The sequence below is a fragment of the Tunicatimonas pelagia genome, from assembly GCF_030506325.1.
Classification (GTDB): Bacteria; Bacteroidota; Bacteroidia; order Cytophagales; family Cyclobacteriaceae; genus Tunicatimonas; species Tunicatimonas pelagia.
In genome coordinates, this window is record NZ_CP120683.1 from 5,150,815 (window position 1) to 5,170,894 (window position 20,080).

The 20,080-nt window shown below is 45.2% G+C and carries 13 protein-coding genes and 1 pseudogene; 4 read left to right on the plus strand and 10 right to left on the minus strand.

Going from position 1 to position 20,080, the window contains the following annotated elements; all coding sequences use genetic code 11:
• Positions 1-217: 217 nt before the first annotated feature.
• Together P0M28_RS21985 and P0M28_RS21990 are read right to left on the minus strand one after the other, a co-directional pair.
• Positions 218-4,915, minus strand: a complete 4,698-nt coding sequence (locus P0M28_RS21985; protein WP_302205139.1) for an FG-GAP-like repeat-containing protein — start codon at positions 4,913-4,915, stop codon at positions 218-220.
• 376 nt (positions 4,916-5,291) lie between these two features.
• On the minus strand, positions 5,292-5,840 hold the full coding sequence (locus P0M28_RS21990) for a DUF1697 domain-containing protein (RefSeq protein WP_302205140.1): 549 nt from the start codon (positions 5,838-5,840) through the stop codon (positions 5,292-5,294).
• 138 nt (positions 5,841-5,978) lie between these two features.
• On the opposite strand from P0M28_RS21990, the gene P0M28_RS21995 reads away from it, so the two are divergent.
• Together P0M28_RS21995 and P0M28_RS22000 are read left to right on the plus strand one after the other, a co-directional pair.
• Entirely contained in the window at positions 5,979-6,986 is a 1,008-nt protein-coding gene (locus tag P0M28_RS21995) for a helix-turn-helix domain-containing protein (RefSeq protein WP_302205142.1), read from the plus strand.
• 120 nt (positions 6,987-7,106) lie between these two features.
• Positions 7,107-8,684, plus strand: coding sequence for a PQQ-dependent sugar dehydrogenase (locus tag P0M28_RS22000; protein ID WP_302205143.1), 1,578 nt, complete (start codon positions 7,107-7,109; stop codon positions 8,682-8,684).
• Positions 8,685-9,046: 362 nt separating this feature from the next.
• Here P0M28_RS22000 and P0M28_RS22005 read toward each other — a convergent pair whose 3' ends face one another.
• Both P0M28_RS22005 and P0M28_RS22010 read right to left on the minus strand, forming a co-directional pair.
• The gene (locus tag P0M28_RS22005; protein ID WP_302205144.1) at positions 9,047-9,502 is read right to left on the minus strand and encodes a BLUF domain-containing protein; all 456 of its coding nucleotides are present in this window, start codon (positions 9,500-9,502) and stop codon (positions 9,047-9,049) included.
• 77 nt (positions 9,503-9,579) lie between these two features.
• On the minus strand, positions 9,580-10,554 hold the full coding sequence (locus P0M28_RS22010; protein ID WP_302205146.1) for a glycoside hydrolase family 43 protein: 975 nt from the start codon (positions 10,552-10,554) through the stop codon (positions 9,580-9,582).
• A gap of 150 nt (positions 10,555-10,704) precedes the next feature.
• Here P0M28_RS22010 and P0M28_RS22015 point away from each other — a divergent pair, with 150 nt between their 5' ends.
• Entirely contained in the window at positions 10,705-13,023 is a 2,319-nt protein-coding gene (locus tag P0M28_RS22015) for a WG repeat-containing protein (protein ID WP_302205148.1), read from the plus strand.
• Positions 13,024-13,045: 22 nt separating this feature from the next.
• Here P0M28_RS22015 and P0M28_RS22020 read toward each other — a convergent pair whose 3' ends face one another.
• From P0M28_RS22020 to proS, 6 genes and pseudogenes are all read right to left on the minus strand, one after another.
• Positions 13,046-14,440 (minus strand): glycoside hydrolase family 140 protein, encoded by a 1,395-nt coding sequence (locus tag P0M28_RS22020; RefSeq protein ID WP_302205150.1) that lies wholly within the window; start codon positions 14,438-14,440, stop codon positions 13,046-13,048.
• A 137-nt stretch (positions 14,441-14,577) separates the two neighbouring features.
• A pseudogene (locus tag P0M28_RS31290) lies at positions 14,578-15,060 on the minus strand (PIN domain-containing protein).
• Positions 15,053-15,310 carry a UPF0175 family protein gene (locus tag P0M28_RS22030; RefSeq protein WP_302205154.1) on the minus strand — a complete coding sequence of 86 codons (258 nt, stop codon included), beginning with the start codon at positions 15,308-15,310 and terminating at the stop codon, positions 15,053-15,055. Before P0M28_RS22030 ends, P0M28_RS31290 begins: the two are co-directional and overlap by 8 nt.
• A 91-nt stretch (positions 15,311-15,401) precedes the next feature.
• Positions 15,402-16,382 (minus strand): flotillin-like protein FloA, encoded by a 981-nt coding sequence (gene floA, locus P0M28_RS22035; protein WP_302205156.1) that lies wholly within the window; start codon positions 16,380-16,382, stop codon positions 15,402-15,404.
• 107 nt (positions 16,383-16,489) lie between these two features.
• Complete coding sequence (locus P0M28_RS22040; RefSeq protein ID WP_302205157.1) at positions 16,490-16,963, minus strand: NfeD family protein; 474 nt, start codon at positions 16,961-16,963, stop codon at positions 16,490-16,492.
• Positions 16,964-17,094: 131 nt separating this feature from the next.
• Complete coding sequence (gene proS, locus P0M28_RS22045) at positions 17,095-18,573, minus strand: proline--tRNA ligase (RefSeq protein ID WP_302205158.1); 1,479 nt, start codon at positions 18,571-18,573, stop codon at positions 17,095-17,097.
• Positions 18,574-18,718: 145 nt separating this feature from the next.
• Here proS and P0M28_RS22050 point away from each other — a divergent pair, with 145 nt between their 5' ends.
• Positions 18,719-20,074 carry a hypothetical protein gene (locus P0M28_RS22050; protein WP_302205160.1) on the plus strand — a complete coding sequence of 452 codons (1,356 nt, stop codon included), beginning with the start codon at positions 18,719-18,721 and terminating at the stop codon, positions 20,072-20,074.
• Positions 20,075-20,080: the final 6 nt, after the last annotated feature.

Here is a 20,080-nt window from a genome sequence, read left to right on the forward strand (position 1 = left end):
AACCGCAAAAATATACAAATTTTGAATTACGTCATGTTTTTCTAAAACTGTCAGTTTTAGAAAACACAGAGTACTCTTACTGATCTGATAAGCGGAAATATGCTGCAAAACATACTTTGCAGAAAAAAATAACCCTCACTCCTAAGAATAAGGAGTGAGGGTAAATTAGTGAAATAATCCAATACTGCCAAAAAGCCTGGGAGTAAGTTAGTTTTAGTTACTCGATCAGAATCCGGGTTTGGTGCAATTTTCGGTTAGTTTGTAATTCTAGCAAGTACATGCCTCCGGTCAGGGCCGATACATCAATGCGAACATCATTACTCACTCCCGGGCGAAGCTGTTGGGTAGCTACCACTTTTCCCTGTACATTAATAAGTCGGTACGATTGGAGCTGCATCATATCCACTTTGCCTTGAATGAAAAGGGTGCGGCGGGCTGGTATTGGATAGATATTCCACTGGCGGGATATGTCATCTCCAAGAGCTGTAACTCCCTCTACTGATAGCACAAACTCATCACTAACACTTTCTCCCGCAGTATTGGTAGCCGTGATGCTAAGCGTAAGCGACTCATCATTGGGTGGAGTGCCACTGAGGGTATTCGTCTCCGTATTAAAAGTAAGCCACTCCGGCAGTGCTGTGCCATCAGCCTGAGTAACCGTGATCTGCAAATCGTCTCCACGAAACACATCATTCGGGATTTCTAAGGTGAATGCTTCATTAATCGCTGCTTGCTGATCGTTAACGGGGTTAATTACCCCGAGCACGTCGATACTACCTGCCGGAGCCACCGAAATGGCTAGGGTTCTAACGTACACTCCACCCTGGCCGTCGTCGGATTGTACTTCGACAAGATAACTGTTCTGAGCAGCAACATCGAGGCTAGCTGTACTCACTAATGTATCTCCGTCAATTGAAAAGGGAACCTGTCCGTTACGGTTCAGCACCTGATACTGGTGCTCGTTGTCTGTATCGGGGTCAGTGGTGCTTAATACTCCTACCGGGGTTCCCGAAGGTTGACCTTCTTCAATGCTAGCGTTACTAATCACAATATTGGTGGGTACCCGGTTAGGCTGATCTTCTAGATTGTTGATGACTACGGTAAACTCTTTGCTAAAAGTACCGCCTCGGCCATCGTCGGACCGGATACGAATGCTGCGCTGGCTTAGCGTTTCGTAGTCGAAGCTGATTGCCGACCGCAACTCATTCCCCTGGATGAAGAATGAGCTATTATCGGTGCTACCGCTACCATCAACTAATTGGTAGGTAAAGATCGCGTTATCGGGGTCTTCCGTGAGCAGGGTGCCTACCAGGGTACCCGCTGGCCGGTTCTCGTCAATGGTATTTGCATTTAGGATAATATCGGTGGGGGGCTGGTTGGGGTTATCAGCTTGATTGATTACTTCAATAGCAAAGACACTAACGAATTCACCACCTTTTCCATCGTCGGTTTTTACCCGAATAGAGTATTCCTGCTGCTCTTCATAATCCAAACTTTTTACGGTTTGTAACTGGTCATCTTTAATCTGAAATAAGCCATTACCGGTATCACCTTCCCCTTCTACTAACATGTACGTATGCTCATCTTCAGCATCGGTATCGGTGGTAGTGAAGGTGCCCACTACAGTATTGGCTGGTTGATTCTCTTCTATTTCAGTTTCATTAAGCTCGATCGCTGTAGGGGTACTGTTCGTGCTTTCGTCCAGATCGTTAACGGTAATGGTGAAGGCTTTCGACAATCTACCACCGTTGCTATCATCAGCCTGAATGCGAATTTCATACTCGCTTTGCGCTTCGTAGTCAAATGCTTCGCGGGCAATGAGCTCTTGACTACTGCCAATTGCAAAAGCATCATTGTCATCACTGCCTTCACCACCCACAAACGAAAGCGTATGATTATCTTCGGGATCAGCATCAGTAATAGTAAATTCACCTATCACCACACTCGATCCGCTATTTTCGTCTACGCTAGTAGCCGAAAGTGTAATGTCGGTAGGGGAGTTATTCGTATCGTCTACATTGCCTATTTTAATGGTGAAAATTTTAGCGAACGTCTTTCCTCGGGTATCCGTGGTTTGCACTCGGATGCTGTATACCGAATCAGTCTCGTAGTCAAAAGTAGCCTGGGTGATTAGGGAATTGCCATCAATGCTAAATGAGCTGTTGTCATTATCGCCTTCCCCATCTACGAGTGCGTACACAAAGCTATCACTAATGTCGTCATCATCCGTATTGAATTTTCCCACTTCGGTACCCACCGCCTGATTTTCGTCTACAATATTCTCAGTCAAACTAATGTCGCTGGGAGCTTGGCTGGGGTTAATGGTAATTTGGGTGTTTTTGGTAGTAAGCGGAATGGTCTGCCCTTCGGCGTTCGCGGAAGCTTGCCCTACCGGATCGCTAGTGAAGGAAACATCGGTGCCACTTTCTTCATTCCCGACCAGTACCAGCTGGAGCGAAAGCAAGGTGCTACCATCGGCTTTGGAGGCTCCGCCCGGATTGTTCCAAGTGATACCTATTTTTCCGTTTTCAGTACTGTTAAGTTCTAGCGTAAAGTTTTCATTACTTTCTATATCAGCATAAGTGGCTATTTCGGAGTCCCACGCCAGGGAAAATGAAAGAGAAGCAAGTTCAGCAAAACCACTTTCAACTTTTAGCGGAATAGCAATAGTGTCTTGCTGTAAGCCCTCCTTACCCTCTAAGGCAAGCGATAACTCGGTAGGGGCTGTGTCAGTGAATTGGTTTTCATACTCATAAATAAAGCCATCCCCGCCTACTACCAAATCACGATCGCCATCATCATCCATATCGGCTGAGCGAATAACGGTGGTGGATATAGCTTCAATAAGCTGATCGGCGGAGAAAGTGCCCTGCCCGTCGGTATTTTCTTTCCAAACTAGGTTCCCCACATTGTTGTACACAAAGTCGGCATCACCATCGTTATCTATATCGGTAAAATGATAGGCATTTTGGGGAGAAAGGTCTAAGGCTTGCTGCTCTCCAAATGTGCCCTCACCCAAGTTCTGGTACCAGTACGAAGTACCTGAAGTAACGGAAAGAATATCATCCCGCCCATCTCCGTTCAAATCAAGTACTTGGTTACCCCCAATGCTGAGTACCTGTTCTACCGTTCCATCACCTAAGCTTCGGTAAGTGGCATTGCTACTAATGAAATCATCAATTCCATCGTTATCGTAGTTGATGATTGCATTGAATACTGGGATTTCACCTTCTCGCGTGTAGCTGCCGTTACCATCATTGGTGTACCACTGATTATACCTAGAATCTGACAATATCACATCTATGTCATTATCCGAATCAAAATCGGTGAGCAGTAGGTCGAGGGGAAGTGGTTCGCCGAGGTAGGCAAGGGTATTATTTTCTTGATAATAGTTTGATGTCTGATTGTACCAGGAAAAATATACATAAGAAAGTTGTTCGTGGGTTACAAATAAATCTCGAGTACCATCACCGTCAGCATCAGCTGAGTTTAATCTCGAGCTCCCTTCATAGTCGTATTCATAATACTTGACAGTTGTGGCAGCGTATGTACCCTCACTCTTGGCATGGTTCATTACTTTGGCACCACTCGTAGATACAATGCTGATACCGTTCCCATCTAAGTCATCTATCAGTAAATCGCTAATTGGTAGCTTAATATCCTGGTCAATAGACTGGTAGTTATGCACCAACGTTTCTTTATTATTCAATACACCTGCTTCAATCCAGATAAAATCGCTATCGAAGTTATTCTCTTCCAGTGAGGAGGAGGAACCTCCAAACCACCAAGGGGCTATGAAAAAATCTACTTTGTTATCTGAGTTGAAGTGAGCAAACCTGACGGTATGATGCTCAATGAGTCTGCGAGCCGCAGTTTCCGCCCAGTTATTTATATTTTCAATCCATAGCAATGTTTCATTACCGCCAAGATCAGCGCAAGCTCCGTACTCTGAGCTTATGTACAGATCCAGATCACCATCGCCGTCAATATCTTCCGGATAATATTCATCTATGTAGTCAACATCTAAGAAGGTTCCTTCATTAAATCCAGTAATGTAATTTGGTGAAGGGGAAAATTGATTACCCGTATTTTTGTAGAACCACAAGTTGGAAGAAGCACAGCCCCAACTATCCGTTAAAACCAAGTCTTCCGTACCATCGCCATCCATATCCGCGAACTGCGGTTCCCGTATCTCATCAAAATACTCTGCTTCTAACTTCTGAAATGTATAAGTGCCATCGGTTTCTCTTCGGTAAACACTCACAAAATTACCTAGTAAGAAAATATCTTCGTCGCCGTCCTGATCAAAGTCATAAGTAAAGATAGAAGTAAGGTTTTCATCTTCTGGGTTTAGTAGGGCAGTAGGTGAGCTAAAGGGGTCGCCAAAATTATTTTTACCCCACAGCACCCCAGTTTCGGTTAATATCAACAGGTCAGCGTACTGATCATTATCTACTCGGCTTAGTGTGTAGTCAACCACCCCGTAAGAATCAAAGTTGTTTAGTATGTTCGCTTCCCATTTAAACGAGGCCCCCTGATTTCTTAACCACCCCAGTTTGTTCGCCTCTTCCTGGCGTAGTGTTAGATCAATTCGTCCGTCACCGTCAATATCTTGAGCTCGTAAATCTAACCAAGGTTCCTTTTTCTCTTCTTTTATTAACTGCCCAGTATTGAAGTTTCCGCTTCCATCGTTGGAACGGATAAGGTAGCGAAGCAGGGTTGAGCCAGATGTGCTTTCATCTTCTACTACGATGACATCACTTACTCCGTCTTGATTGAAATCGGCTACCAGAACAGGGGCTTGTACTTCTTGCTGAGAAGAGACTACCTGCCGTCCTCCAAACTGAGCCACCGCTGGAAGGGTAAACAGAAAAAGTAAAAAACAGAATAGTGAACAGGTAAAATTGTGTATCATAAGGTTAGTTAGTAAAAAAGTTAAATTCTATTTTGAATTAAATATATAAGTAACTTTATCTCGAACAAAGTGTACGTCAAAATTTCCCTGAAAATACGGTGAAGAAAAAGATAGTAGAGATTTGAGCCAAACATTTAGGAAAAGTTTTTTCAGTAAAACTACGAGGCGTAGGGCGATTGAAGCAACCTTGCAGCTGATGTTATTAGTACCATCAGACTAATAAGTTGTAACCTCTTCAAGCTTGGTGAAGAGCTTTTTTTGCGAGATAAGTTGATTCCTCATCTACCGGAGTGTATCAGTAGCTATCTTTAAAGACCTCGCCGTCCGGATGATAATCAAAGAAGCCTCGAGGAGCGTAGAACTAAATTGTAGCAAGTCAACCTAACTTATTAGCAATTCGCAGCAGGGTATTCCAGTTACGAGTTGTGATGTTTTTACCAAATAGTTGCTCCAATGCTCCCATTCCCTTGGTAGTTTGGGTAACAGATAGATCTAGCAGGCTGCAAACTGTTCTATCTCTTATATCAAAAATGCGGTACGAGTCATCTTCCGTAGTCCAAGGTAACGTCAGATCATTGGAAGGTTCCTCTTTCAGAAAAGAAACATATTGCCGAATGTTCTTCGTCACTTCAATATTTTGAAATGGATTTGCTTCTAGCAGATGGGTAATTACTGCGGCACTTCTGACCAATACTGGAACAGGAAACCCAAAAGATTGCTTTAAATCCTCGGCAATCATTTTCTCTAAGGTGTCTTCCTTGCTTTCGGCAGTGGAGAAAATGACGTTGCCCGAATTAAGAATCGTGACTACTTGGGTAAAGCCTAAAGCTTCCACTTGTTTCCGAAGATCAGCCATAGGTACTTTTTTGTGTCCGCCCACGTTGATACCTCGCAGAAAGGCAATATATTGGTTAGTATGGTTCATTTAATTCAGCAGTTTTTGGATAAAATGATTGAGTCGGTAATACAAGCTTACTATTTTCGGATGAAAAATGGTATTTGCGTATCAAATTCCAATTTTTAACAGATAACTCAATTAATCCTCTGTCCATTTTCAACGGTCATGCCTTTACTATTCTTATTAGCAAGCCTGGGTGTGATAAACGGTAGCTTGGTAGGACTGTATCTCATTGTTAAAAGGCCAAGAGCAGTAGTAGACAGCTATTTTGGGGGACTACTGTTGGCACTGAGTATCCGTATTGGCAAGTCAGTATTTTTCTATTTCAGCTCTGAGGTAGATCAACTAATTCTGCAAATTGGTCTTTCAGTCTGCGTATTCATTGGTCCCTTTTTCTATCTCTACTCCAGAGCACTGCAACGGCAGGAGCAAAGCTTCCAGCGAAAAGACATACTGTTATTGCTATTTTTAGTATTAAGTGTCCTGATGGTAGGGCTAGTTTATCCTTATCGTACCTATCCTGAAATCTGGAACGGATACATCATCTACGGAATTTATACAGTCTGGCTGTCTTTCACTTTGTTAGGTTTATACTACAACGGAAAGATGCTGCACAGATTGATTTTCCAGCCTTGGGTTATGAGCCATAACCAGCAGTATATTGCGGCTATCGCTCTGGCAATGCTATTAATTACAGCTACTTATCAGACGGCTTTATTCGTAGGGTTTACCTACATTTGGGGATCTCTCATCTTTTCATTTACCTTTTATTATCTGATGGGCCGGGTTTTTATTTCCCGCAAATCGGTGACACCGCAAGTCCCGGCTCGTCCGCTGGAGAATGGCTCGGCACTATTAAATCAAGTAGATAAGCTGATGGAATTAGAGAAGCCATATACAAATCAGAAACTAAAGCTGGATGAACTGGCTGCCCAGGTTGCTATTCCTAAGCACACACTCTCGCGAGTACTTAATGAAGTGTACACAAATGGTTTTTCCCACTACATTAAAGAGTATCGGGTAAAGGAAGCTCAGCGACTCATTGCCACTCGTCATGATTTATCCCTCGAAGGAATTGGGTACGAAGCTGGGTTTAATTCTAAGTCAGCTTTCTTTGAAGCCTTTAAGAAAGTAGCTAATTGCACTCCTGCTGAGTATAAAAAATCAAGATAATGATTGCCGAAGATCGGGAAAGTTGTCCAGAATGATCGTTCAGGACTTCTTGGCCACCCAATCGCCTGGCTAAGAAAGGTCTGGTCCGTATTCTTGGGTGAATTTTAACTCAATACATCCATGAAACGAGCAACCTTCTCAAGTATCTTACTTTTATTATTCAGTCTATCTGCTTTAGGACAAACTGATCAGGATTTGATAAAGGAGGTCATAAACAAATTTATTGACGGCACTACCTACAACTATCCTGATACTATTACATCGGCATTTCATCCGGGCACCTCTATGTTTCTGTACAATGGCAGCGACACAGTTTGGTCAGTTACCTCTGAAGAATACGCCTCTTGGTATTCCCGAAGAGCCCCCGGCACTCCCAATGACCGAATTGGTAGTATCAGTAGTATCGATGTGGTGCTCGATGTAGCCTTTGCTAAAGTACAATTTATCATTCCTTCTTTTGGTAACCGTTACTATGACCTACTACTACTGAAGAAAATCCAGGGCGAATGGAAGATTGTGGCTAAGTGTACTTCGGCAGAGCCTATCCCTCAAACCCCACAAGAAATGAGGGCTCAGCCTGTGAAAGAAACAGTCATGGATGGCTTCGATAGACCTTGGAGTATGGCCCTTTTATCGGAAGAGGAAGCAATTATTGCTGAAAAGGATGGTGATTTGCTAAAAGTTAATACAACTACCAAGAGGCGACAGAAGATTAGTGGCTTGCCTGATGATGTAGGGCGGGAAATACTGATTGATACGACTATGCACCAGCCAGGAGTGTTTCCGTCTAGCACCCACGGGCAGCACCATAGTTTTAATGCCGGATGGTTTCAGGTACTGCTTGATCCTGATTTTGCGGAGAATAGCTACATCTATCTATCCTACGCTGCTGAAAACGAGGAACGGGCTAGCACTACTAAGGTAATCAGAGGCAGATTATCAGGAACCCAGCTTACCGATGTGGAAACGTTATTTCTAGCTGAACCGTATTCACACGGATTGTTTCACTACGGGGGTGGAATGATATTTGGATCCGACGGAAAGCTCTACATCACCATTGGTGAGCGAAATTTCTACGAGCACCTCAACCCGGTGCCTCCACTCTCGCAAGATATTACTGATAAGCGAGGTAAGATTATCCGAATCAACCCCGACGGAAGCATTCCCGAGGATAACCCTGAATTTGGGCCGAATGCCATTCCCGGATTATACGCTACTGGAATACGGGCATCGCAGGGATTAGCCATCAATCCGGCTACGGAGAAGATCTGGTTTAGCGAGCACGGCACTATTCAGGGTGATGAACTCAACATACTGACTGCGGGGGCCAATTACGGTTGGCCGCACCGTACCACCGGGAGCTACCGAACCGAAAATTATAGCCCACCAATTATTCCTGGCACCGATTTTACTAATCCGGTATATTTCTGGGATCAAACCGTTGCTCCTACAGGGCTTACTTTTTACACCGGGCGGGAGTTTCCTCAGTGGGAGGGTAACCTGATTGTACCTGCACTAAGTAAGGGCAGCCTATGGCGGATTACCGTAGAAGGTGATACCGTCATTAGTGCCGAAGAACTGTTTATTGATGACCGGGTACGCCTCAGAAAAGCGGTGGTAAGTCCCCAAGGGCAACTCTATCTACTAACTGATGAAGAGAATGGTAAGCTAATACGAGTAAAGAATGCTAAACGGTAGATCGTGTTATTCCAAGGTGGCTATATCGGTCGCAATTCTTTGTGTTTTTTTTAGCAGTAGAGGGTAAGCAGGTTCCATCGTGCAGTGGCCTTAGAACATATTTGAACTTTACCCTTTAGTTTTCTGCCAGGTCACCCGGCGATGGCTTAGACTATCCTAGTTCCACTGCAACCCTCAGAAAGAGTCCCGTTTGGTCAAAAAATGGGGCTTGGGCCTTTACTCTAGTTTTTTTTCTATATTTTTTGTCGAATAAGCTGTGGATAAGCTATTGAACCTGTTATTCTATCAAGTAAATTAATGAATTGCAGGACGACGTTGATATTGTAGTTGTCAAGTTTAACGATATGCATCTGGTCAACGAACTAGAGAGGAGGGGAAAAGACCAGGGGGTTGTCAGCGAAGTAGCGCGAAAACTTGCTTAAAATACTGTGCACCAGTTGGAGGATTTTCTCTTGGCTGTAGATACCACTGTCTAGTTTCTTCAATGTATCGGCCAGTAAATCTTCTAAGTTAACAGTTCTTAAATCAGGGCCTGATAAGTAGCGCATATGCCAGTTGACCAAGTATTGCTGGGGCTGGTCGGGAAGTTCGATCAGTTTAACTACCGTATGTCTACTGTCTTGCCGGATAGTATTCATCAAACTAATTACGGTCTTTTCTTCACCTTCCAGATACTGGAGAAACTGACCATCCTTGTAAGTAAGAAACCCGGTGATTGAAAGTAGCTTATTGCGCCAATTGGCCCGCTTGGCTAGCGTCCGCAGCTCGGCCATGCTGAAGGATTGGTTAGCCTCGCTGATGTAAACTAGAGCGTACATAAGGAATATTTCTCGACAATTCTTTAATTAACGGTAACACCAAGGAGAATGTTGTTTATGGTTTTTATGAGTTACAGCTACTTCATCAGTTGCTTGGCAACCAAGCGGCTTACCTTCAACACCGTACCGTGGCGCATACCTTCCGGATGCACTAGCTGCTCGGATTGATCGATCCACTTCACTAAATCGGGTGAGGTCATTAGTCCGTACTCCTGCTTGCGGTAGCGGTCAAAATACAAGTGCCACAGTGTATCCACCTGAATAACTGTGGGGCCTTCCACCCAATCGCGACCACTAATTGCGTTGGTCGGGTGGGAGTAGGGGCCTTCGGCCGCGGTGCTAAAGGCCAAACGAATATTTTTCTGCGGACTGAAGGGACGATTGGTCTCATCCTTTAAAAACATCACGTATTGGCCCCGGTTTTCTATTAGGGTAGCATCAATCACATTGAAGCCTCGCTCGTAGAATAGCTTCGTATCAGCAAAGGTGGTAAAATCTTGGGTGGTGGTGTAGTACATCCGATGGTTGTTACCCGGAGCGGGCGGACCCTCGTTGCTTTGATTGTCGGTGTCAGGAAACCGCCCCGGAATGGTGGTAGCCCAGAAAATCAAATACTGCTGAGTAGCTTCATCGTAAAACAGTTCGGGAGCCCAGCAGTTTTTCGCGTCCGGCTCGTGCTCCATCACCGGAATATACTGCTGCTCTGACCAATTTACTAAATCGGGAGAATGCGCGTAGCCAATGCCTTTTTCGTTCCAGCTAACCGTCCACACCATATGAAACTTACCATCTGGCCCGGCAATAATGCAAGGGTCGCGCATAAGTTTATCTTCTCCTACCTCCGGCTGCAAAAATGGTTTACCATCGTTGAGCGTTGTCCAAGTAAAACCGTCTTCACTGTAAGCTAAGTGCAACCCATCTTCTCCATTTCTGGTGAAATAAGAGAATAAATACACTGAATCTGAAGCGGGGGCTATTTGAGCGTAAGAGTGTTCAGAAGCCGACCAAACAATTAGTAAAACAAACGCTAATAAAGCGGGTAATTTATGCATAGCTAGTGAAGATTGATGGTAAACCTTACGTTCTTTCGGGTAAAGCATCAAATTTGATAGTTTGTAATAGAATTTCATACGTTAAATTCGTATTATTCACGGTGTGTTTAAGTGTTACGTAACTCTGTGCTGACTATTTTAACCAAGTTTATGCCGCGAAGTATCCGGGGGCTGTTGGTGCTCCTGCTGTTGTTGCCTTCCCTCGTTAGTGCTTTCAATGATGAACATTTTACAATTGTGGAGAAAGACCACAAGAAAGGGCTGTTTGATGAAAACGGCAAGGTAATTATTCCGGTTGCCTACGAAGATTTGGGCTGGACCGAAGGTCTTCCGCAGGTTTATCATAAGGTAATTGGCTACCGCGAAGCTGGTTTGTGGGGGCTAATCAGTACCAAAAACAAGAAACTATGCGAAGCCCGCTATTCAGTGCTAATTCCTCATCAGGATAAGCTGCTGATTGCTGCGAAGGCTACTCCCGAGTCTAAGGGAAACACTCGCTACGGGCTGATTGATACGAAGGGCGAAACCGAACTATCATTCCGTTACTATTCTCTGGAAAAACACCAGAGTCAACTCATCGCCTCCGTGCTCCGAAACCATAAACCTTACTACGGCTTGCTCGATGCTGATGGTGATGCGATTGTTGGGTTTGAGTACCAAAGCATCTCGGTTCGGGCTACTGACCGCTATGAGGTGATGGACTTCGCTGGTAATGCGGCGTTGTTCTCAGCCGAAGGGGAAGCACTTTCGGCATTTAGCTATGATAGTATTTCTACTTTTTCTCATCAATTGGCGGTTATTTATCGGGGTGGTAAGCAAGGCATTATTCGGCAAGATGGTACTGAACTAGTTTCTCCGCAGTACTACCGAATTAAGATCGATGGTGCCCAGCAAGTTAGTGTGCTACCGTTTAATACTTGGCACGTATATTCGGCCGAGAACCAGTGGATGCGCGATTATACGTTTGAGCACATTCAACCGATGGGCACTAATCTGTACCAAATATCTCTGGGTAAGACTAAGACATTTGTAAACCAAGAAGGCGAGCCCATCATACCTCCGCACTGGCGAGTAGAAAAGCTGGTAGGAGAATTTGCGGTTCTGTCCGAAGACAACCAATACGGAGTGCTACGCAGTAGTAAGTCATCCGAACCCCGGCACAGCGTTGTTCTTCCACCCGAATTTGATTCTTTGCTCATTGATGGGCGGTTTATTCTAGCCGCTCGGCAGCTCGGCGAACAAGATGATAACCTAGCCTGGTCGTTGTTCAACAATCAAGGTACAAGCCTTACTTCCTTTACGTATCAGGCTATGCTACCTCAGCAGGAGGGACTATTTTTGGTAAAGCGTAAAGATCATTGGGGCTATATTGACACTACCGGATTGGAGGTAATTCCTTGCCGTTATGTGAAGGCCACTTCGTTTAGTGGGGGAGTTGCTAGTGTAGATTTTATTGAAGGTCAAGGCGTAATTGATCGGAGAGGGCGGTGGAAGATTCGTCCGTTTAGCTACAAAGGAGCCAGACTATCGCTGGAGCGGGTACACGATGATCTGTATATTTTTAAAACCGAGGCCCGTCACTACGAGCCGGTGCGCTACGGGCTAATGAATAGTCAGGGGGAAACTTTATTTACCTCTTTCAACAAACTAATTAATAACGGGCATAGCATTTGGGAGCGCGATGAACAGGGAAAATACGGCTTGGTGAGTTTTGAGGGTAAGCGAATGATGAAGGTACAGTACGATACTATTTCTCCGCTTCAGGAAGAAATGGTGTACGTATTTCAAAAAGAAGGCAAATACGGCATTCTCAGCCGGGATGGTCAGCAACTGCTGGGGCTGGATAATGAATTGGAAGAATTGCACCCTATGAGCGATGGTTTTTTGGGAGTGATGATTCATGGGAAGTACGGGTTTGTGGATGAATTAGGACGATTGCGGATTGCAAATCGGTACGATTCTATTACACATTTTCAGAATAATATGGCCGCAGTGAAGCTGCTGGGGCGTTGGGGTTATATTAACAAAAGCGAAAAACTGATTGTGCAGCCTCACTTCGACCGGGCTAGCCCCTTTCAGGGTAAGCTGGCGGTAGTGCAGAAAGACGATCGCTTAGGGATGGTAGATCGGCGGGGTAAGGAAGTGATTCCGGTGGCGTACAATCGCATTGCTCCGGCTCAGCAGTCCCGCTTTACGTTGGAAGAGAATCGGGAGGTACGGGGAAAGAAGATGCCTCAAGTAGGTTTGGTGAGTGCCAACGGTAAAATTCTAATTCACCCTAAGTACGATGCCTTAGAAGATTTAGGCAACGGCTACGTTATCATCCGCCGAGGAAAGCGCCACGGATTGGTTACGCTGAACGGACGAAGTACTATTCCGCTCAAGCACGATGATTTGATCTACGATTCTTTCAACGATGTGTATCTGGCTCTGGAGAAACCCACTTGGCAGTCGCTTGATCTGCCGTAGTAGTTTTTGATAGCGCGTGTGTCTATTGATCGGAAGAAGTAGTTCCGGGGGCGTCGTATTCCTCACTATCAATAACCAACACCCAGTCGTGCGCTTTACCCGAAGTGGGTGCTTCTATTTCAACCCGACCGGCTTTCTCTAACTCTTCGCCCGGAAAGCTATTACCCGTTCGCGGATCGTACCACCACGTAGACAACTTCTCGCCAGACAAGGCGGTTAAATCCAGAAATCTACTGCTTCCGTGGGGCAAGTAAATCATCGCGTAGCGGCCTCCCTCATCGCGGGTAGCACTCGCGTATTCGGTGTAATCCGTTTGGGTTCCAACAACCATTGCTTGATCCGGCACTCGGGTTAGAAAGGGGCGAGAGAGCATCAGATTTTTCAGATGCTTTACTTGGTTGGCCATAGGCAGATCAAGTGAAGCAGACCACGGACCTAGTGGCTGGTTGATGGGTTCGCGCTCTGGTTTCCACATTTGCCATACAGCGTGGCAACCGTAGGTTTGTCCGAATGCTCCCGCAAACACATTCCAGTACATTGTTCGGCGGATATCATCGTGGGTGCTGTATCCCCTTTCCTTAGCATTGAAGCAGTGGGGGTGATTTTCGTACAGTGGCTCTCCGTCTAGTACGGGCTTGGTAGGGGAAAGAGCGTAGTCGTGTTCAATGTGCTTATAGGTGCCTTTATTGGCGCAGTGCCCCGTTTGATGCATGTTAAAATCCAGCCACTCTTCGTTATGAAACCAGGTAGAAGAACCGCCTTCTCCCTCTTCAGTGGGCTGAGGGTGAAACGTCATTAAGGTATTGTCGTAACCACCGGCGGTAGCGGCAATCCCTTCGGCCATACTGTTCCAGATAGCCACGTCATCCGAATTCTCGCGCGGATTTCTATCACCGCCAATCACCCACACAATGTTATCGTAGTCTTGGTAGCGATCACCCATCCACTCGCCAAATGCCCGAGCATTGTCAGGATTAAAAACTACGGGGCCAACGCCCCAGCTCTTAGTGTTTACTTTATCTCCCCAAGTAGGAAGCAGCGCAATATAAATCCCTAACTCATCTGCTTTACTGATAATAAAATCTACGTGCTCGAAGTACGCATCGTTAGGTTTATTGGGATCATTATTCAGTAGTGGCTTATTGCCGTAAGGGTTTGGGGTATTAAGTCCATCAATCTCGGCCAGGGCGACCGCCTGTACTACATTGAATCCTTGGGAAGCTCTTTTCTCTAAATAGGTGGTAGCTTCCTCTCTATCGCAGCGATGGAATAGCTCCCAGGCAGTATCGGCTAGCCAAAAAAATGGTTCACCATCTTCTGTTACCAGATAACGCCCGTTTTCGTGAACCATCAGCCGCTGAGCGTTGAGGTGAAATGCATTAAACAAGAAAAAAGCTAGTACGAGAAAGCGGTTCATTGTTATTTGAAAGGTTTAGGTTGCTTTTAAAAGTTAATAAGATTGATAACGAAATAGGCTCTTTTAATCTAATCCGGAGAGGGCAAGTATTGGTATTTTCCTAGTGATAATACTTGTATTGTGAATAACCCATTTATTTAATTTTCGCCAACGCTTCTCAGTATTTGTTCTTGAAGCTTTGTGCCAATCCAAACTCCCTTATGGCGCAACTCTTCGAGTAGTGGCTTAAGTTCGTTAATGAACCCTTTCGTCTTAGCCTTCATAAGTACACCGATAGTACCAGTAACTTTCAAATTGGCATGTTTAGCGTGAAAACGCCCGAGAGTTTCATCAAGAATAATAAGGTCGGCGTTCATTTCGGTAGCCAGTATTATTGCTTCTGACTCTCCCGCATCTAAGTCGAGGAAATATTTAACTGCTTGCTCGTCTTGAATCCGACGGATATTTACCTAATTCACTTTTGCTAGATCTCGATAGTAACCTTTTGCCTTACCAGCTTCAATTTCATTGTATACAGCGAAGGGAACATAAATTTCCCGATACAGCTGTTGCAATAGATCTAGCCTATCAAGTTTAAGTAAAGATATGATAGGGGTTGTATTTGATACAACATTAAGCATTCAACATATCTTCGTTCAGACTTTGCGCGCTACCGTCACCAAAAAACGTCACTTGATATTTCCCTAATAGCTCTAGAAAATCGATTCTTGATAGCTCCAATGCTTTGGCCGCAGTGCCAGAAGATACTTTTCCCAGTTCATAGAGCTTTATCAATGCACTGATTTTTATCTCCGACTCAAAATCTTTATTACTAAGTCGCAATGAGTTAGCTAGAAATTCGGGATATTCTACATTTATAACTTTTTCCATTTACGCTTTCTTTCAAATACCAAAATGGTTATGCCTATTTGGTACGTAAACTACCGAATGTACGTTTACAGCACTGAGCAATAATTACCTCTTACTTACTAGATTTGCCACTATCGCCCTGACCGGAAATGGATTCTCGCATGTCGGTATCAGCCTGGATATTCTGCATTTTGTAGTAGTCCATCACTCCCAAGTTTCCACTTCGGAACGCATCCGCGAGGGCTTTGGGTACATCCGCCTCGGCTAAGATTACTTTGGCTCGGGCTTCCTGCGACTTAGCGCGCATTTCTTGCTCTTCGGCCACAGCCATCGCCCGCCGCTCTTCTGCTTTGGCTTCGGCTACTTTCAAATCAGCGTTAGCCTGATCGATCTGTAACTTAGCTCCAATATTTTCGCCTACGTTTACATCGGCAATATCAATAGACAGAATCTCAAAGGCGGTTCCGGCATCCAATCCCCGTTGAAGCACAAGCTTAGAGATCTTATCAGGATTCTCCAGCACATCGGTGTGCATCGCTGCCGAACCGATAGAAGTTACAATTCCTTCTCCAACGCGCGCCAAAATAGTTTCTTCCCCTGCTCCACCTACCAGTTGAGCAATGTTAGCTCGCACGGTCACCCGGGCTTTGGCCATAAGCTGAATTCCGTCGGCCGCTACGGCGGCTACTTCAGGAGTGTTAATCACTTTCGGGTTTACTGAAATCTGAACCGCTTCAAAAACATCCCGACCAGCCAGGTCAATCGCCGTAGCCTGCTTGAATGTTAGCCGGATATTGGCTTTATCGGCCGAGATAAGTGCTTTAATTACCGTAGGGACATTTCCTCCCGCCAGATAGTGAGTTTCCAGGTCGGAAGTAGTAATATCCAGTCCAGCTTTAGTGGCGGTAATCAGCGAGTTAACCACGATGCTCGGCGGTACTTTTCGAAGCCGCATAAACATCAGCTCAAACAAGCCTACCCGTACCCCAGAAAATTGAGCCGTAATCCATAGGTTTACCGGAATAAAGTAGAGAATGGTAAAAAACAGAATAACTCCGGCAATAATGATAACAATAAGTGCAAGTCCTTCCATGAAAATGTGTTATGGTGTTAGTGTGTTAAGGTTCTAGGAGAATATATGGGTAATATTGAACTGCTGATGATAAAAATCAACAATTGTACATTGTACACTGTTCATTGCTAATTTTTGACCGGTTCTACTACAATTTTGTTGGGTTGTACATCAACAACTTGTACCTCAGTACCGGCATCTACGTACTGACCTAACGTGCTGACTTCTACCGTAGTTTCTTTAAATTCTACTTTCCCGGATGGACGTAAAGTAGAAAGTGCCACACCCCGGTCGCCTTTCCAGATATTATGCTTCACCTCTTCATTCACCCGGCTTTGATTAGAGCTTTTTAGCGATAATTTATCCCAGGCTCCGGTTCGCAAGCTGAAGAATAAAGTAATACCCAGCAGAGCAAAAGCAATCCCTAGTACGCCAAATCCTAGTGCATTACCGTAACCGACAAAACTAATAATTACCGCCGCGGCAGTAAGCAGTAAGCCGATAATGCCGAAGATGGTGGTACCCGGAATAAAGATAAGCTCTACCACAATCAGCACAATGCCTACCACCAATAAAATGACTATCGAGAACCAATCAAGCATAGTTGAAAGGTAGGAATAATCTAACAATTAGTGCTACAGTGCGAGGTGTTAATGTGTTATGGTAGGCAAAATTTGGAATCCGTAAGGGCAGTAGCCATAACACTAAGCACCGTAATACTATAACACTAAAGTTAATACGCCTTCGCAAATAAAACTCTACGGGTAGACGGTTTACCAGAGTAGATGCACTGACCTTCTTCCGCCTCAGCATTGAGTGGAATACAGCGGATGGTTGCTTTGGTTTCTTCTTTGATTTTAGTTTCGGTCTCTTCGGTACCATCCCAGTGAGCGTACACAAAGCCACCGGGTTGCTCAATTACCTTTTTAAACGCTTCGTAGTCATCAACTCTTTGCGAATTCTCCTGCTGAAATGTGTGCGCTTTCTGGTAGATACTATCCTGCATTTCGGTGAGTAAGTCCTGAATCTTCTGAGGAAACTGCTCATCCATCGCCATCGTCTGCTTCTCCAGCGTATCGCGACGAGCCACTTCTGCGGTATTGTTTTCTAAATCGCGAGGGCCAATAGCCAAGCGAACGGGGACCCCTTTCAGTTCGTATTCAGCAAACTTCCAACCGGGCTTATGCGTATCTCGGCTATCAAATTTTACCGAAATGCCCAGTTGCTGTAGTTCAGCTTTGAGCAAATTCACTTTCTGGGAGATAGCATTAAATTGCTCTTCGGTTCGGAAGATCGGAACAATCACTACCTGGATAGGAGCGAGTTTAGGGGGGAGAACCAAACCGTTATCATCGCTATGCGCCATAATTAGCGCGCCCATTAGGCGAGTACTTACGCCCCAAGAAGTTCCCCAAACGTGTTCTAAGCCACCTTCTTTGGTCGCAAATTTCACATCGAAGGCTTTAGCGAAGTTCTGTCCTAAAAAGTGAGATGTGCCCGCTTGCAGGGCTTTACCATCTTGCATGAGCGCTTCAATACAGTAAGTTTCTTCCGCCCCGGCAAAGCGTTCGCTGGGAGTTTTTAGTCCTCGAATAACCGGAATGGCCATAAATTGCTCCACAAAGGTAGCGTACACTTCCAGCATTTGTTCGGTTTCATCAACAGCTTCTTGGCGGGTAGCGTGCGCGGTGTGGCCTTCCTGCCACAGAAACTCAGTGGTGCGTAAAAACAAACGCGTTCGCATTTCCCATCGCACTACATTCGCCCACTGATTAATTAACAGCGGTAAATCGCGATATGACTGGATCCAGTTGCGGTAGGAGTTCCAGATAACGGTTTCGGAGGTAGGGCGAACAATGAGTTCTTCCTCAAGTTTGGCGGCTGGGTCAACCACTACGCCGCTACCATCTTCAGCATTTTTGAGCCGATGGTGGGTCACTACTGCACACTCTTTAGCAAAACCTTCTACATGCTCGGCTTCTTTGCTCAAGTAGGATTTTGGGATAAACAGCGGAAAGTAGGCGTTGGTATGCCCGGTTTCTTTAAACATTCGGTCCAGCTCCGCTTGCATCTTTTCCCAAATAGAGAAGCCGTAGGGTTTAATTACCATACAGCCCCGCACATCTGAGGGCTCTGCAAGGTCAGCTTTTTTCACTAATTCGTTGTACCAGGCCGAATAGTCCTCCTGGCGGGATGGAATTCCTTTCCCCATAAATCTGTTATGTTGGTATAGTAATTGCTATTTTTTGTGTAGATTTGGTTAGTTTCTTACGTGCAAAGATATTGATAAGAAATCTTTTTCGGTGGTTTTGCCGTATAAAATTAGACATGCAACCAGAAATTGAAGGAGGATATTTATGAAAAACTTACTTGCCACATTAACGCTCGGACTTAGCGGTGCAGTACTGTTCACGGCTTGCGCCCCCGACCAGTACGCCCAGCAGGGTGAATATGATCCAATGTATCGTACGGCAGCTGACCGTGTTTCAGTACCAATGACAGATACTGACCCCGGAGTGAAAGCTGCTTATGATAAAGATGGTTCTTACGTTTATCAGGAGGAAGTAGCTTCTAGAAACTTTAACCCAGATGCAGTAGATGTCAACCGCTATACTAGCGATAATAATATTGAAGAACCCCAGAACGAATATTACCGAACTGAGCAAGAACGAGCTCTAGATAATAACCAATTCAACGGAGCGCGCGCCAATAACGCTTCATTCGGTAATCCGGCCTTTAATCAGGCTCGGATGTGGAACGATCCATTCTTTAACCCTATGTGGGGTGGAGCTGGCTTTGGCCGTATGGGAATGGGTGGTTTCGGCAATCCCTACTGGAACAGTATGGCTTTCTACGACCCGTTCTTTGATCCCTTTATGATGGGTGGGCCCATGGGCTTCTACGATCCTTTTTGGGGACCCGGATGGGGAATGCGTCCCGGATTTAATGTTAGCGTAGGTTTTGGCTTCGGCTTCGGAAATGCTTTCGCCTTTGGGAACCCTTGGGGCTTCAATCGCTGGAATAGATGGAACCGATTTGGAGGCTTTGGTGGTTTTGGAGGCTACAATGCTGGTTTCTACGATGGCCTCGCCTTCAATCCTTATTTTAACCGATTTGGTTTCTGCCCGCCAGCAGTGGTAGCAGTGCGTAACGATTTTGTTGCGGCTAATCAGCGTAGAGTAACCCGAGGTACAACTGCAAGGAGTTCTCGAGCAACCCGAAGCACTGGTCGCCAACTTGATACTCGTACTCGTAACAGTTATACGGCTAACAGGACTACTCGAGACGCCTACAGTGCTCGTAGTAGAAATAGTCTTTATCAAGATCAGGGACGAGCAAGAAGCAGAGTTGCTACTCCTACCAACCGTTCGCGTGTAGCTCCTTCTGCTACAAGAAGCAACCGAGGGTACGATCCTAATCGAGTACAACGGCAAAGAAGTAATAACTATAGTACGCGGCAACGTAGCACTACTACAGCGCCTAGTAGAAGTAATTCTACCTACAACCGTTCAAGTAGCCGCTCCCGATCATACGGAAATAGTAATAGTCGTGGTTCTTCTTATGGTAACAGCCGAAGTAGAAGTTACGGAAGTTCTTCTCCTAGTAGAAGTTATTCTTCTGGAAGCTCAAGCCGCTCTAGTAGTTATAGCCGAGGTAGTAGTAGCCGTAGTTCTTCTTCTCGCTCATCAGGTAGCCGAAGCAGAAGACCATAATTTTGG